The sequence below is a fragment of the Paenibacillus sp. YN15 genome, assembly GCF_003285005.1.
GTDB lineage: Bacteria > Bacillota > Bacilli > Paenibacillales > NBRC-103111 > Paenibacillus_AR.
On sequence record NZ_QMFA01000006.1, the window covers coordinates 38,028 to 53,695 of the forward strand.

At 51.9% G+C, this 15,668-nt stretch carries 8 protein-coding genes; all 8 read left to right on the forward strand.

The annotated features are described in order from the left end of the window. The first annotated feature begins 104 nt into the window (after positions 1 to 104). The 8 genes from DQG13_RS07085 to DQG13_RS07120 all read left to right on the forward strand — a co-directional run bounded on the left by DQG13_RS07085 (position 105) and on the right by DQG13_RS07120 (position 15,564). Complete coding sequence (locus DQG13_RS07085; RefSeq protein ID WP_113019058.1) at positions 105 to 2,432, forward strand: helix-turn-helix domain-containing protein; 2,328 nt, start codon at positions 105 to 107, stop codon at positions 2,430 to 2,432. 292 nt (positions 2,433 to 2,724) lie between these two features. Beyond that, positions 2,725 to 3,696 (forward strand): ABC transporter permease, encoded by a 972-nt coding sequence (locus tag DQG13_RS07090; protein WP_113019059.1) that lies wholly within the window; start codon positions 2,725 to 2,727, stop codon positions 3,694 to 3,696. A gap of 2 nt (positions 3,697 to 3,698) precedes the next feature. Next, on the forward strand, positions 3,699 to 4,586 hold the full coding sequence (locus DQG13_RS07095) for a carbohydrate ABC transporter permease (RefSeq protein ID WP_113019060.1): 888 nt from the start codon (positions 3,699 to 3,701) through the stop codon (positions 4,584 to 4,586). Between the two features lie 68 nt (positions 4,587 to 4,654). Beyond that, complete coding sequence (locus tag DQG13_RS07100; protein ID WP_113019061.1) at positions 4,655 to 6,247, forward strand: extracellular solute-binding protein; 1,593 nt, start codon at positions 4,655 to 4,657, stop codon at positions 6,245 to 6,247. A 157-nt stretch (positions 6,248 to 6,404) separates the two neighbouring features. Continuing rightward, entirely contained in the window at positions 6,405 to 11,597 is a 5,193-nt protein-coding gene (locus tag DQG13_RS07105; RefSeq protein WP_181592627.1) for a CBM96 family carbohydrate-binding protein, read from the forward strand. 83 nt (positions 11,598 to 11,680) lie between these two features. Then, positions 11,681 to 12,682 (forward strand): S-layer homology domain-containing protein, encoded by a 1,002-nt coding sequence (locus DQG13_RS07110; protein ID WP_113019063.1) that lies wholly within the window; start codon positions 11,681 to 11,683, stop codon positions 12,680 to 12,682. A 279-nt stretch (positions 12,683 to 12,961) separates the two neighbouring features. Continuing rightward, on the forward strand, positions 12,962 to 14,260 hold the full coding sequence (locus DQG13_RS07115) for a Gfo/Idh/MocA family protein (protein WP_113019064.1): 1,299 nt from the start codon (positions 12,962 to 12,964) through the stop codon (positions 14,258 to 14,260). Next, positions 14,257 to 15,564, forward strand: a complete 1,308-nt coding sequence (locus DQG13_RS07120) for an FAD-dependent oxidoreductase (RefSeq protein WP_113019065.1) — start codon at positions 14,257 to 14,259, stop codon at positions 15,562 to 15,564. The genes DQG13_RS07115 and DQG13_RS07120 overlap by 4 nt, the downstream gene beginning before the upstream one ends. The last annotated feature ends 104 nt before the right edge of the window (positions 15,565 to 15,668 follow it).

Consider the following 15,668-nt stretch of genomic DNA (forward strand, 5'->3'; position numbering starts at 1 on the left):
ATTTACAAGCATGTTGATTTGTTCGTTGCAAAATCGTTCCGTCTTCTCTATATTTAAGGCAGTATAAGCAGACAGGTTGTGGCATGCCAATGGAGGGGTGATTTATGAGAATTAGTGTGACAGGAAGAATTATGATTATTTATGGGGGGGTGCTGCTGCTCATTATATCCTTAAGTTTTTTTCTGTCCTATAAGGGGACAGTGGGGGGCTTGGAACGGCAGCTGCAGAAAACCAATATGGCGCTGCTGAAGCAAATTGACCAGAAGATTGGGACGGAATTTCAGCAGATGGAGAAAAATTTGCTGCAGCTGACCAATGAACTGGAATTTGTTTATTTCATGAACGACAGCTACAAGGATAACGGGCAAAAAAACACCAATTTCTATGCCCTGAGCTCCAAACTCACCACATTTATGAACAACAATCTGCAGTTTTCCACTATCTTTGTGTACTCTGATGTGAGCGGCAATATTTTAACGGAAAAACTGTATACCAGTAAGGAAACGTCGGAGAATCAGTGGCTAACGGAATATTTGGACATGCCCGTCTATTTCCAATGGCTGCCTACCCATAAGATTTGGGATGGCCAGGTCAACCGCGATGTGGTTACGCTGATTCGCTCCTATCCTGCGCTTAGCGCTCCCGGATACAGAAAAGGCCTGGTAGCCGCCAATATTGATGAGGATGTTCTTTATCAGATGATTCATGGGATCTATGAGGAGGATTTCCAAGGGCATACCTTTATTGTGGATAAGAATGGGGAAGTCGTCACTCATGATGATAAAACCAAACTCTACAGCAGGATGAAAGAGCTGCCTTATATTCAAAAGGTGCTTTCCGGAGATAAAAGCGGCTCCTTCGTTGCGGACATTGATGATGTGAAGCAAACAATCTCTTACCAAACCTCCGGCTATACCGGATGGAAAATTGTCAGCATTGTACCGGAAAGCCAGATGTACAAGCCGTTAATCGTCACCAGGAATTTGATGATCGCCGTTGCGGCGGGAATGTTCTTGATGGCATTCATTATTGTTTTCTTTATCAACAGAAGGACGTTTAGGCCTATTGACCGCTTGATCGGCAAGCTCTCCGGCGCTTACAGGCCGGTAACGGATACAGTCCGCGGCTCCAAGCTGCAAGCCCAAGGAGTCTCCTATCTGGAAAGTATCTTTGATCAAATGTTTATGGACCGGGAGCAGTTGGAAAAGCAACTGCGGGATTCGAAGCCGATGCTGAAATGGCGGACAGTGATGGATATTCTGATCGGCTACCGGTCCGAATATGCCTTGGTGCAGCCTCATCTGGAATTTGTCGGACTGCGCCTGTTCCCGAGGCGGTATGTCGTATGCACCGCGGAGATCAGTAAGGAGGGCGGGATCGACCCGAAGGATGAAGTGCTTTACACCTATGCCCTGTGCAATGTGGCAGAGGAGATTATCAATATGGAAAATGCGGGGGTGGCCATTGATTTGGGCTCCGGAAGGGCTGCTATTCTATTCAGCTTTCCGGAAGGGGATGAGGAGCAGAATCATCTGCGGGCGGCAGCGCTGCTGGAGCAAATTCTCGATGTGATGCGCAAGCAGATCGGCTTGACTGTTGCGGCGGGGCTTGGGGGAGGATATAGGGAGCTGAAGGATGTGCCCCTTTCCTATGCGGAATCCCAGCAGGCGCTTCAATACAAGATGGTTGCCGGAGGGGACTCCGTCATTTCCATAATGGATGTCCGGTCGCCGGATAATCAGGATTATTACCGCATTGTGCAGAGGTTTGACAGCATTGTGGATTCATTGAAGCAAGCGGATTCCGGCAGAGTGGACAGCTTGCTGAAGGAAATCTACGCGGAGGCGGTAAAAAGGAATCTGTCTCCCGATCTGCTGCGGCAATTTTCTTTTGAATTGGTTATGCGCTCCATGCAGGCTGTTGAATCCATCGGAATCAATACGGGGGAGACATTAATTGAAATCGGAAATCTGTATGAAAGAATCAACCGTTGTGAGAATTGGCGGGAAGCCGAACAGGTGGTAGGCTCCGTGCTTCAAAAGCTGGTGGAGAAGATCGAGATCAGGAAGAGCCAGCGGGGAAAAAACGACAACATCGATAAGATTCTTCACTTTATCCAAGAAAATTACCGGGACAGCGGACTTTCTCTGGATAGCCTCGCCGACGAATTCCATCTGAGCCGAACCTATATCAGCAGATTGTTTAAGGAGCATGTGGAGGACAATTTTATCGATTACCTGATCAACATCAGGATAGAAGCCGCCAAGCAGCTGCTTAAGGACAAGTCCATCAAGATTAACGACATTTCCGATGCCGTCGGTTACACCTATAGCAGGAGCTTTACCCGAACCTTCAAAAAATATACGGGGCTCACCCCGACGGAATACCGGGATCAAGCAACGGATGCGGAAGAACCGGAATCCCCCTCATAAAATGATTTTTGCCTAAACGGTTTCTTTGCTGCAAAGGAGCCGTTTTTTCGTGCGCTTGGCGGTTAAAACGGTTGCCGAGTTTGGCAAGCCGCGGCAAAACCCATCCGGAAGTGTCCCAATCCCGGGATTTAGGCAGTCTTAGGGCAAAAAAATAACCCTAGTATAAAAAATGTGAAGGGTCCCAGGGTAATAAATGTGTTTCAGTGAACAATGAGTGTGTATCCAATTTTAGCCCTATCCGCTATGATCTAGCTATCAACGCAGAATGAAATGGTGGGAAAGGGTGAAGGGTATGAAAGAGAAACTGGCGGTTTCGGAAGGCAATCTGCCAGCAGGAGAGACAATCGCTGTACAACCGTCAAAAAAGATTTGGAACAGGCTGAAACGGGATAAGTCCTTATATCTGATGCTTATTCCCGTAGTTGCTTTTTACTTGCTTTTCAAATACTCGCCTATGGTTGGGGAAATCATTGCCTTCAAGAATTACCGGTTTATCGACGGCATCTTCGGCAGTGATTGGGTGGGGCTGAAGCATTTCAGAATGCTTTTCCAAAGCACGGATTTTTGGAGGGTACTGAGGAATACGCTTCTTCTGAATGTATATAGCCTTGCATTCGGGTTTCCGGTGCCGATTCTTCTGGCGCTCCTGCTAAATGAAGTGCGGGTGGAGGGCTACAAGCGCCTGGTGCAAAATTTGCTCTATATCCCCCATTTTATTTCGTGGGCGGTGCTGGGAGGGATTCTGATCGCCCTGCTGTCCCCGAGTACAGGGGTGGTAAACCTGCTGATGAAAAATATCGGGCTGGAGCCGATTTATTTCATGGCCAAATCCGCCTGGTGGCCGGTGGTCTACACCGTCTCCTCCATCTGGAGGGAAGCAGGCTGGGGCACCATTCTTTATCTCGCGGCCATGGCCTCCATTGATCCGCAGTTATATGAAGCGGCCAGAATTGACGGCGCCAACAAGCTGCGCCAGATCTGGCATATCACCCTTCCCGGCATTCGCAGCACCATTGCCATTCTGCTGATCTTAAGAATGGGCAGCATGATGGATGTTGGGCTTGAGCAGACATTGTCTCTTCAAAATAACTCTGTGCTGGATGTAGCGGATGTGATCAGCACCTATGTATACCGTGTGGGGCTGCAGAACATGAATTACAGCTATACCACGGCGCTGGGGTTGTTCCAATCGGTCATTAGCCTGATTCTGGTGGTTAGCGTCAACCGAATTATCCGTCTGTTTGGCGAGAGGGGGTTATGGTAACTATGAAATATGATTTGTCCAAAACTTCACCAGGAGCCGTGATTGGACAGTCTGTCAATTATGTGGTGTTGGGCCTGTTGTCCTTGGCAACACTGTATCCTTTCTGGTATGAAATTGCCGCATCCTTTAGCAGCAGCAGGGCCATTACCTCCGGAGAGGTTTATATCTGGCCTGTTGAGTTCAATCTCGAATCATATAAGAGGCTGTTCCAAGACGGCCAGCTTATCCATGCCATGGGCAATACCGTTATCGTTACCCTGGTGGGCACCCTTCTGAATATTGTGATGACCGTTATGGCCGCTTATCCCTTGTCCCGCAAGCGGCTTTACGGCAGAGGCCCGCTCCTGATGTTCATCACCTTTACCATGGTTTTTGTCAGCGGACTCATTCCCAACTTTATTCTGATCAAGTCATTGGGATTAATGGATTCGTATTTGGCTCTGTGGCTGCCGGGGCTGGTCAGCACCTACAATATGTTCGTGATGAAGAGCTTCATGGAAGGACTGCCGGAGGAGATTGAAGAATCCGCCTCCATTGACGGAGCCGGAAACTGGAGAATCCTGATTCAGATCATGATTCCTTTGTGCAAGCCCATTCTGGCTGCATTGTCCCTATTCTACGCCGTAGGCTGGTGGAATTCCTACTTCAATGTGATGCTTTATATCACCAGCTCCAAGCTTCAGACACTCATGCTCAAGCTCTACCAGATGATCAAGCAGGTCGATCCCAGCCTTCTGGAGAGCGGCAGCGATACCTCTGCTGTGATGCTGACACCGGAGGGAATTAAAGCGGCGGCGGTGGTTATCGCCATTACACCGATTCTGTGCGTGTATCCGTTCCTGCAGAAGCATTTTGTCAAAGGTGTACTGATTGGCTCTGTGAAGGGTTGATATCATAGTGGATCATTGAATCCGCTCTTGATATAGTAAGAAGACTATTATTATAAGGGGATGAAGCAATGTTAAAGCTAGGCAAGGTTACAGCATCAGTCGTTGCCGTAAGTCTGTCCCTCTCCGTTCTGGCCGCCTGCGGCTCGGATAAGGAACAGGCAAGCCCTTCCGTTGCGCCTGGAAGCTCTTCCAGTGCAACCGCAGGACCCAAAAAAGAGATCAGCATTTCTGTCTATGACCGTGGCGAGGTGTCAGGGGAGGAGGGCAGCTATGAGAACAACCGGTGGGCCAAGTGGATCAATGAGAATGCGCCTGCCACAGTGAAATGGGTGCCGGTTCCCCGGAACGAGGCCCAGACCAAGTTGAACACGCTGATCGCTTCGGGAAGCGCGCCGGATCTGATCTGGGAATATGAGCGGCCTTATATTGCCCAACTGGCCAACCAAGGAGCCATTCAGCCTCTTGACCAGTACATCGAGAAGTACAGCACCTCCTACAAAAAATATTTGAACGAAAATCCTGAACTGAAGCCTTATCTGACAGTCAACGGGAAAATATACGCTGTTGCCAGCAAACGCGGAGTAGAATCGGTGGCAAACGCGGGAATGTGGATCAGACAGGACTGGCTGGATAAGCTTGGATTGAAAGCGCCGACAACCGTTGAAGAGTTTATTAAAGTAGCGAAGGCATTCAAGGATGGGGACCCTGACGGAAACGGCAAGGCGGATACAGTGCCCATCGTATTTAATACAAACGGCGGTGTTGTCCTGCGCAATCTGTTCACCGCTCATGCAGGCGGCCAATGGTATTTGGAAGGAGATAAGCTGCAATTAGGCAGAGTCGGCGACCGCTACATGGCAAGCCTGGATTTCCAAAAGCAGCTGTATGACCAGGGCCTCCTGGATCAGGAATACATTACGGACAAAAACGGCCAAAGAGCTACCCAGCTTTGGACCACCGGCAAATCCGGCATTTTCCTGGGGAACTGGGACATGGAAAATATGTTCAAGGATTTGAAGAAAAATGATCCCAACGCAAAGATGACAGCGCTTGAACCTTTTGCTACCCAATACGGAAAAACCGGCCTGCTCCAATCGGCGATTCCCAGCATTATGGTAGGCTTTAACAGCAGCATGAAGGAAGACAAGATTGAAGCCGCTATCAAGTTCCTGGACTGGATGATTGAAACAGGCTGGAAGCCGCTGAAATTCGGGGAAGAAAACGTCCATCATAAATTAGTCAACGGTGTGCCGCAAATCATTGATGCAGAGAAGTTCCGCAAGGAAGTGAACTATGCAAGGGAGTATGCAGTCATCAATCAATATGAATTGAAGCCCGAGTGGTTCCCGATTATGGCGGCCTCGGACCCTGTCTCCCAGGAATATGCCAAGGAAAAGGCCAATTCGCTGCAGGTGGCCATGAAGAACAAATTCCGCCGGGACATTCCCTACACCCCGGATCTACCCGAATTAAGCCAATTGACCGCTACCTTCAATCCGATTGCGGATCAAATTGAGGCCAAAATTGTAACCAGCGGGGCATCCATGACGGCTCAGCAGGGGATGGAGGAAATCCGCAAGGAATGGAAGCGTCTGGGTGGAGACAACGTGGATAAGCTGGTTAACGAATGGTACCAGAAGAACAAGCAGGATTTAAAGTAAGGCAGGCTTCGCAGCCGCTTCATCATTAAGGAAAATCCGGACCAGATCAACAAAAACTTATTCCAGTGTTGCTTATGGTGGAGCATTCGCTATTAAGCCTATGCTCCATCAAAGTAAAATCTGTTGCCAACCTTTTAATGAAAAGGGAGTTGAGCGAATGTTTGGAAAAAATCAGAAGCGCCAGCTGTCTCTCTGGAGCCGTTTATTTTCATTGGCAATTGCAATTATGCTATTGTTTGGAATGCTGCCCCTCGTGGAGAAACAGGCCTTGGCCGCCGGCTTGCTCACATTGGAACCAACAGACGACGCTTACGTTCGGGGCGGGGCATATGCGTCCGATAATTTCGGGGCGCTTCCCGAGCTTTTTGTCAAAAACAATGCAAGCAGCGATATGGTTCGGAAATCGTATTTGCGCTTCGACCTCAGTCAGCTTGACCTTTCACAGATTACTTCGGTGAAGTTTCATATAAACGGCGCCATTACCGAAGGGACTCACCAGGAAACGGAAATTTGGGTATTCGGGACGGATGAGCAGGGATGGAATGAGTCCGCTGTTACATGGAGTACGCAGCCGGAGGAAATTTACGAGCTTGGCAGTATCTTAGTAAACCGCACATGGAAATGGCATGAATTGGACGTGACTGATTATGTGCGAAGCCGGATGCAGGGCGAGGGAATTTCCACATTTGTATTGGTGCAGAAGGAGGAGCCGGGATTTACCGCTCATTTCCGAAGTAAAGAGCACAGCCAGAAGCCATATTTGACAGTTGAAACAACGCCAGTTGTGGAAGCGCTTTATTCAGAGGATGATGCATACGTCCGGGGAGGAGCAAGCGCAGATCTGAATTACGGGTCTGAAACCAATCTGATCGTAAAGAAAAATACAGCCGATTTAACCCGTGAGGGACTCTTGAAATTCGATATTTCCGGTTATGAACCTGCGCAAATCGGATCAGCCAAGCTGCATCTGTTTGGCGCAATTACGGAGGGAAGCGGTGATTTGCAAAAAAACATCGTGTACTTGTCCGAGGATGACGACTGGAATGAGTCAACTGTAACCTGGAATGATAAACCGGCGCCTGTACATCGCATTGGAGAGGTAAATACATCCCGAACCTGGGGCTGGCATGAAATTGATGTGACGGCACAGCTTCGCAAGGAGGCGGCCGGGGACGGGAAAGCAACCTTCGCGATTTTGCAGGAGCAGTCCGGTGTTTCCGTATTCTTTCGAAGCAAGGAAAACAGCAATAATAAGCCGTATGTAGAAATAAAATCGAATTTGTCCGACTCGGATGCTCCAATATGGAAAGCCTCCTCCCAACTGCAAGTTGTTAACGAGGGAAAGGATTCCGTTTCACTCTCCTGGCCGCTGGCGATGCACGGGAAGGGTGTGGCCGCCTATCGCATCTATAAGCAGGGAGAATTATTGCAGGAGGTGTCCGGCAACGTAACTGTGTATACGGCGAATGGCCTCGTTCGAGGCGAGCCCTATACATTCCAGATTCAAGCTGCCGATGCGCTTGGCCATTGGACAACGGATGGGCCTTACATAACAGTCAACTTGTCCAAAGGGGAAATCATTCAGACGAAACCGGGGAATATTTTTGTCCAGCCCGAACCGGCTCAATTTATTCTGCGTACGGAAAAGCCCTCTGTTCAATGGTATGCGGAAAATTACTGGGGCAAGCGGGTGGCGGAAGGAACGGCGGTTGCCACAAACGGGGAAGCGGTGATTCAGGCGGCAATCCAGGAGAAGGGATATTTTACCCTGAATATCCTTGAGGGGCAGGCGGAGATCAGTACACCGTTTGCGATTCTGTCTCCATTTGATCAAGCTTTAATAGCCGATTCTCCATTTGGCTTTTCGACGCATCTCAACCGGACACCCCATGATTGGGAGGATATACTGGAGCTTTTTGTGCTCTCGGGAGCCAAGACGCTGCGGGAAGGATCCTCCTGGGCAAACGTTGAAAAGCAGAAGGGTGAATATACATTCACTCCCTTTCCGAACAATTACTTGCCCATGTTGGAAAGCAAGGGAGTGAAGGACTTATTCGTAGCCGGACTTACAAACCCGTTTTACGATGAGAACGGCACGCCTTACACGGAAGAGGGCATGGAAGGATTTTCCAATTATGCTGCAGCTTATATGAAGCAGTATGAGGACATCATCGATTGGGTGGAGGTGTACAACGAGTTTAATTTGCCCCAATTCGGTGACCGGGGAAACAGCTTGGCCGACTCCAAGCCTGAATATTATGCGGAGATGCTAAAAACAACGTATTCGGCTATTAAGGCTGTAAGACCGGATGCAACGGTGATCGGCATGGTTACTTCAGGGATGCCTCTGGATTGGTGGGAAACGGTGTTCCAGCAGGGCGGCATGCAAGCGTTGGATGCGGTATCCTTCCACCGCTATCCCCCCACTCCCGAAGGGTTGGACGATTTAACCGCAGTACAGTCGCTTATGAAACAATATAATGATGGCCAGACGAAGCCGATCTGGTTGTCCGAATTCGGTTGGCCTACACATACAAGTGTGGTGACGGAGGATATACAGGCCAAATATGTGCTGCGAAGCCATGCGGTTGCATTGGCGTCCGGGTTGGAAAAGGCGATCTGGTATGATCTGATGGATGACGGGCTGGACCCGGCCGACAAAGAGCATCATTTCGGTCTTGTGCATAATGTTGCCGATCCCAGAGGCAGGCTGACGCCAAAGCCGGGTTTTCCGGTATACGCGGCCATGACGCGGGAATTGAGCGGGGCCGAATATATTGCCCGCGACGCGCTGGATGAGGGATTGTACAGCTATAAGTTCGCGAAGAACGGCCAGGATGTAAGAGTGATGTGGTCTCTTGCTCCGCAGACGATTGCTGTTGACGCGGACCAGCCTGTAGAAATAGTTGACATGATGGGCAACAGCTCATTCTACACTCCGTTGGGAGGCAAGGTGTATCTTACCTTAACCAGCGATCCAATCTATCTGAAAGGAACTCTATCTGCAATCGGGAAGGATGCAAGCTTTTTGGTTTCGGCAGTCGATACTGTAGTAGGAGAAGCTGTCCATGCAGAGCTGCAGGTGAATAATCCAACCTTGCAGGCTGAAACGTTTGTGTTTGAATCCGGCGATGCATCGCGCGCTATTCAAGCCGGCCCGTCGGAAACTGCAAGCGCTTCCGTCAATATCTCCGGTATCTTAAAAGAAGGAACCTGCCAATTGAGCGGGACATGGAGCGTGAATGGGACAGCTTTTGGGTTCAGCATATTCGATGTCCATGTTTTGCCCTCGCATAAGGTTGAGGTTTTGCCATGGATGGAGCAGCCCGGGATCAATGAAGGGCAACTGAATATTCGCATCTTTAATCATGCCTCCTCCACGCTGCTGGGAGTTGAAGCAATTGAGTGGCAGCTGGGCAGCTCCTCAGGAAGGGAAGCCGTAGAAGCAACTGTGGCTCCGCAATCCAATCTGCCGGTTCCACTGGAGGTTGGCGCAATTGCGTTGGCGAAATCGTATCCCTACAGGGTAAAGGTTTTCTTTGCTGACAACAGTGAGACCGTGCTGGAAGGGAATATTGAATTCAACCCGTTGTATCAATTGCCAATCCTGACAGACGGAACAATGGATAAGGGCTTGCCGGGAGCAATGGTTGATTTGGCAACGGGCGTGAACAAAATTACGGGCTACGGCGGTTCCGGGGATTTAAGCGGCCAGGCTTGGGTTACCTGGGATGAAGACAACTTGTACTTATCGGCAAGCATTATTGACGATGTTTTTGCGCATCCCAGTGCGGGCAGCGAAATTTGGAAAAATGACAGCCTGCAGTTTGCTGTTGCGCAAGGAATGCCGGGAACTGAAAATAAGTGGTATGAATTTACTTTGTCGCAAACCTCCGACGGCCCCCTGCTGTATCGTTCCCGCGCTCCGGAAGGCAGCGGGGGCAAGCCGATCACCAATCGTCAGCTTGCCATAGTCCGTGATGAGGCCAACGCTGTGACCGCATATGAACTGGCGATCCCTTGGTCGGAACTGGCGCCGATAATACCAAGGATCGAATCGGTGTTCAGCTTTTCTTTCCTGGTGAACGACAACGATGGAGCTGGACGCAAGGGCTTTATTGAATGGGGAGCCGGGATCGGAGGCAGCAAGGACCCGGGTCTGTTCCGGCCAGTTTTTTGGATGCCGCCTGCGCCCGCGCCGATGCCGGTGACCGGCACCCTGGCCGCCAGCGCGGCGGAGCTGCAGCCGGGACAGCCGCTGGAGCTGACGGTGGGCGTGGACCATGCCAGCCGCTTCACCGCCGCAGATGTTACGGTGCATTATGATCCGGATGTGCTGGAATTCGCTACTGACCAGGTGGACGGCGTCCAGGTGCTGAAGGATGAGGCCATCCAGTCTCAGCAGGAAGGGTATCAGGTGTCGGCTGCGGTTTATGGCCAACCCGGAAAGCTGCGGGCGCTGCTGTTCACTGCGGGTCCTGACCGGTCGCTTGCGGGAACAGAGCCCTTGTTCAAGCTGCGGGCAGCGGTGAAGGAGAGCGCGGAGCTTGGCGTCACCGCGGCCGTATACCTGTCCGGCTTCGAGCTTTCCTTTGAAGGAGAAGAGGCGGTTGTGCCGGAAACGGCGGGAGCCAGGGTGTCCCTTCTGATCACGGCGCAGCCGCAGGAAGCAGACATTACGGCCTTGAATGCCGCTATTGCCTATGCGCAAACCGTATTGGACAACGCGGTGGTGGGACCGTATCCCGGCCAATATCCGCAGGCCGCTTATGATGCGCTGGCAGGTGCTATTGGGCTTGCCCAGGCGGTACGAGATCAGGCCGGGGCAACGCAGGCGGCTGTGGATCAGGCTGCGGCAGCGCTGCAAACGGCGGTGCAGCAATTCTTCAACGCGGTGAATCCCGCTTCACCGGGCCAGTCTGCCGACTTCACGGCGCTGAATGCCGCCATTGCCAAGGGGCAAAAGATGCATGATGAAGGACCTTACGGCGACAAAATCGGGAAGTATCCGGAATCGGCCAAAACGGCGCTGAAGTCGGCGCTGGATGTAGCCAAGGCCGTTCGCGGCAACAGCTCCGCCAGCCAGGAGGCGGTCAATGCGGCGGTGACGGCGCTGAACGGAGCCATTCAAACCTTCGAACAATCGCTGATCACGCTGGTCGGAGGCGGGGCGACGAAGGTAGGCATTCGCGATCTGTCCCTGGTGGCCAAATACTATGGCATCACCCATACGCATCCGGACTGGAGCAAGGTGGCGGCAGCCGATATCCAGGGCGGGAATGAAATCACCATTGAGGTGCTTGCGGCCGTGGCGAGAATGATCTTGACCGATTGGGCGGTTGGCGAATAACCCGCCGGAAGCGCAGAGAACCGGGATACGGGACGGAGCGGAGGCTCTTGTCCCGTCCTCCCGCAGCGAAGGGAGCTTCACAGATGAAAATCAAAGTCGCCGTGCTGATGTGCTGTCTGTTCCTGATGGGGATGTCCGGCGTTTTCGGCGCAGCCGCCAACCAAGCCGCCACCTTCGGGATGACAGGCGGGGAGAGCGGGCTGGAGGTGGTAATCACGGCCCAGGCAACAAGCGATGTTTATGCGTATGAGCTGAATCTGACGTTTGACGAGGGGAGATTGGAGCTGGAGAAGGCCGAGGCGCCGCATAACGGCTTTCTGGTGAATCCGCTTGTGGAAGGAGAGCGGATTCGCATCGCGCATACGCTGATCGGACCCAAGCAGGGACTGAAGGGGGATATCCAACTGGCCGTCTTGCGGTTCAAGCGTCTGGCCCCCGGCCCCGCGGAGGTGGTGCTGAAGGAGGTGAAGCTGGTGGATGCTTCCATCGAAAGCGCCGTGTTTACGCCGTTGCTGAAGACGGAGCTGACGGCTGAGGCGCCGGGGCTGGCGGATATTGAAGGCCATTGGGCGGAGCAGCCCATTCGGGAGGCCGTGAGGCGGGGGATCGTCACAGGATATGAGGACGGCACCTTCCGTCCGGAGCGTCCGGTGACCCGGGCCGAGTTCGCCGTTTTGTTGGTTCGGGCGCTGGGTCTGGAGGGAGATAGCTCCCCACAGCCGGCCTTTGCGGACGCAGGGGACATCCCGGCCTGGGCTGCGCCGTCGGTAGCCGCCATAGCGGAAGCCGGACTGATTCAGGGCTATGAGGATGGCACATTCGGCCCCGGGCGGCAGATCAGCCGGACAGAGATGACGGTGATGCTGGTCCGGGCGCTGGGGTTGGAACCGGATCAAGCTCTGGAACTGCAGCCGTTCGCCGACAAGGAGCAAATTCCGGGTTGGGCCTGGTCGTCCATTGCCGCGGCTGTGGAGGCGGGGATTATTCAAGGCACCACAGGCAACCGGTTCGCGCCGGAGGAGACGGCCACGCGCGCCGAGGCGGTTGCTGCTATTATGAATTTGGTTGACCGGACAGAGAGGTAAGGCTTAGCAAAAGGAGTATGCCTCCCGAAATGCGGGGACATGCTCCCTTTTGGCATAACGGTCTTTCAAGACATCTTCGATGAGGCCGTACTCCGGGTTTTTGGCCCCTCACCATAAAAAAATAACCCTACTGTACAAAATGTGAAGTGTTCCATGCTAATAAATGTGTTTGTTTATATAAAGGGTGAGTATCCTTTTTTGGCCCCCTTCGCTATGATCTAGCTACCAGCAGAAATGCTGAGCCAATTATTATAAATTTTGTGGGAGGAATCGAAACGAATGGGAAAGAAAAGATACGTTCAAGTGGGCATTGGAGGAAGAGCATCCTTTTTTTACGGGGCTATTGCCCAAACTTACCGGGAGACATCCGAGCTTGTCGCCTTTTGCGATGTGAACCAAACGCGGATGGATTATGCCAACAAACTGCTCACTGAAACGTATGGCCATCCGCCGGTTCATACGTACAAGGCAGAACAATTTGATGAAATGATTATGAAGGAAAAACCGGACATTGTGATTGTAACCAGTGTTGACCGCACGCACCACAAATATATTATCCGCGCTATGGAGTTGGGATGCGACGTTATCACCGAGAAGCCCATGACGGTGGATGTAGAGAAGAGCAAGGAAATATTTGATGCCGTTGAGCGTACAAAGCGCAATATCCGCGTCTCCTTCAATTACCGCTATGCGCCTCATCATACCAAAGCCCGCGAGTTAATCGCAAGCGGGGTCATCGGCGAGGTATACTCCATTCACTTCGAATGGCTGCTGAACACTCAGCATGGCGCGGATTATTTCAGACGCTGGCACCGGGATAAGCGCAACAGCGGAGGATTGTTGGTGCATAAATCCACCCACCACTTTGATCTGGTCAATTTCTGGATCAATTCCGAGCCTGAGACTGTATTTGCCTTCGGGGACTTAATGTATTATGGCCGTGAGAATGCGGAAAATCGGGGGGTTACTTCCTTTTACCAACGGTCTACAGGCAATGCGGCAGCCAAGGAGGACCCCTTCGGACTGCAGTTGGACAGCAGTGAGGGTCTGAAGGGCATGTATCTGAATGCAGAGCACGAGGATGGTTATCTGCGGGATCAAAGCGTATTTGGAGACGGAATTAACATTGAAGATACGATGGGCGTTATTGTGCGCTATAAGAATAAAGCCATTCTCACTTACTCTCTCAATGCTTACATGCCTTGGGAAGGCTACCGGATTGCATTCAACGGCTCCAAGGGCAGAATTGAGATGAACGTTGTCGAGATGTCCTATGTCAACTCGGGCGGAGACAAGGCGCTGGAAGGCGCTGTGAAAGGCAGGAATATTACCGTATTCCCTATGTTTGAAGCTCCGTACTCTGTTGAAGTGGAGGAAGGTGTGGGAGGACACGGCGGCGGCGACCCCGTCTTGTTAAACGATCTGTTTGGAACGCCGGCTGAGGACATCTACAACCGGGCAGCCAACCATATCGACGGTGCCATGTCCATTATGACCGGAATTGCCGCAAACCAGTCCATCCGCACAGGCGAGTCTGTAAAAGTCGCCGATTTGATGAAGGATGTGAACAGGCGGTGATCGGCTATTCCTGTACGATTCCGGTAAAGTATGACGTCGATGTGTTTGTGGCCGGAGGGGGACCTGCAGGCGTGGCCGCTGCAGTGGCCGCTGCCCGAAACGGATGCTCGGTTTACCTCGCCGAAGGGCAGGGCTGCCTGGGGGGAATGGGAACGGCCGCAATGGTCCCGGTATTTATGCAGTTTAGTGACGGCATTAACATGGTTGCAGCAGGGATTGGCGAGGAAATCCTAACCAGGCTTCGCGCAGCCGGCGGCACCGGATATGATAACCCCTATTCCATTAAACTCGAAGTTCTGAAACGGGTCTACGACGAATTGTTAGTTGACGCAGATGTGGCCTTCACCTTCCAAACCCATCTGATTGCAGTAATTCAGGAAGAAGGAGAGGTCACGGAAGCAGTCCTGTACGCAAAAAGCGGCTTGTTTGCCGTAAAAGCCAAAATGTTCATCGATTGCACAGGGGACGGTGATTTGGCCGCATGGGCAGGGGCTCCTTACGAGAAGGGCGACCAGGACGGCAATCTGATGCCGGGCACCTTGTGCAGCCTATGGGCCGGAGTCAACTGGGACGAAGCGGAGCGGGACCCGACGCACAAAAGAATGCTGGAGCAGGCATTTCGTGATAAAGTCTTCACGGTGGAGGACCCGAGCCTTCCCGGAATGTGGCGGATCGGGCGGACCACCGGGGGCGGCAATATTGGCCATGCCTTCGGGGTGGATGGAACGGATGAGGTGTCTTTGACCCAAGCCTTTATTGAACAGAGGAAGAGGCTTGTGGAATATGAGCATTATTATAAGAAATATCTGAACGGCTTTGCGGATATGGAGCTGGCCGCTACAGGAAGTATGATGGGCATCCGTGAAACCAGACGAATACTCGGCGACTACGTTCTGAATTTGCGGGATTTCGAGAGCAGAGCGGTATTTCCGGATGAGATTGGAAGGTACTGCTACCCTGTTGATATCCATGCTTACAGGCCGGATAAGGAGCTTCATCAGAAGATGAAGGAGTCCTTCGAGACGCGGCTGCGGTATAAGCAAGGGGAAAGCTACGGAATTCCCTACCGGACGCTGACACCCCAAGGACTGAAAAATGTTCTGGTAGCGGGAAGATGCATCAGCACCGATAAGTATATTCAAGGCTCCGTCAGAGTCATGCCGGGCTGCTTCATCACCGGCCAGGCAGCAGGTGCGGCAGCGTCCATAGCCATTGGGGAGGGTACCGACATCAGAGGCTTCGACATCGGGAAGCTGCAAGGCCTGTTAAGGAAAATGGGCGCATATTTGCCGGAGGGAATTTAACATTGCAGCAGGTATCCAACTGCAAAGGAGCCCCCACATAAAAAAGATGGAGGGAAAGCACTACGTTTTCCCCCCATCCTTTTTATATCTCTGCTTGTGCAGGG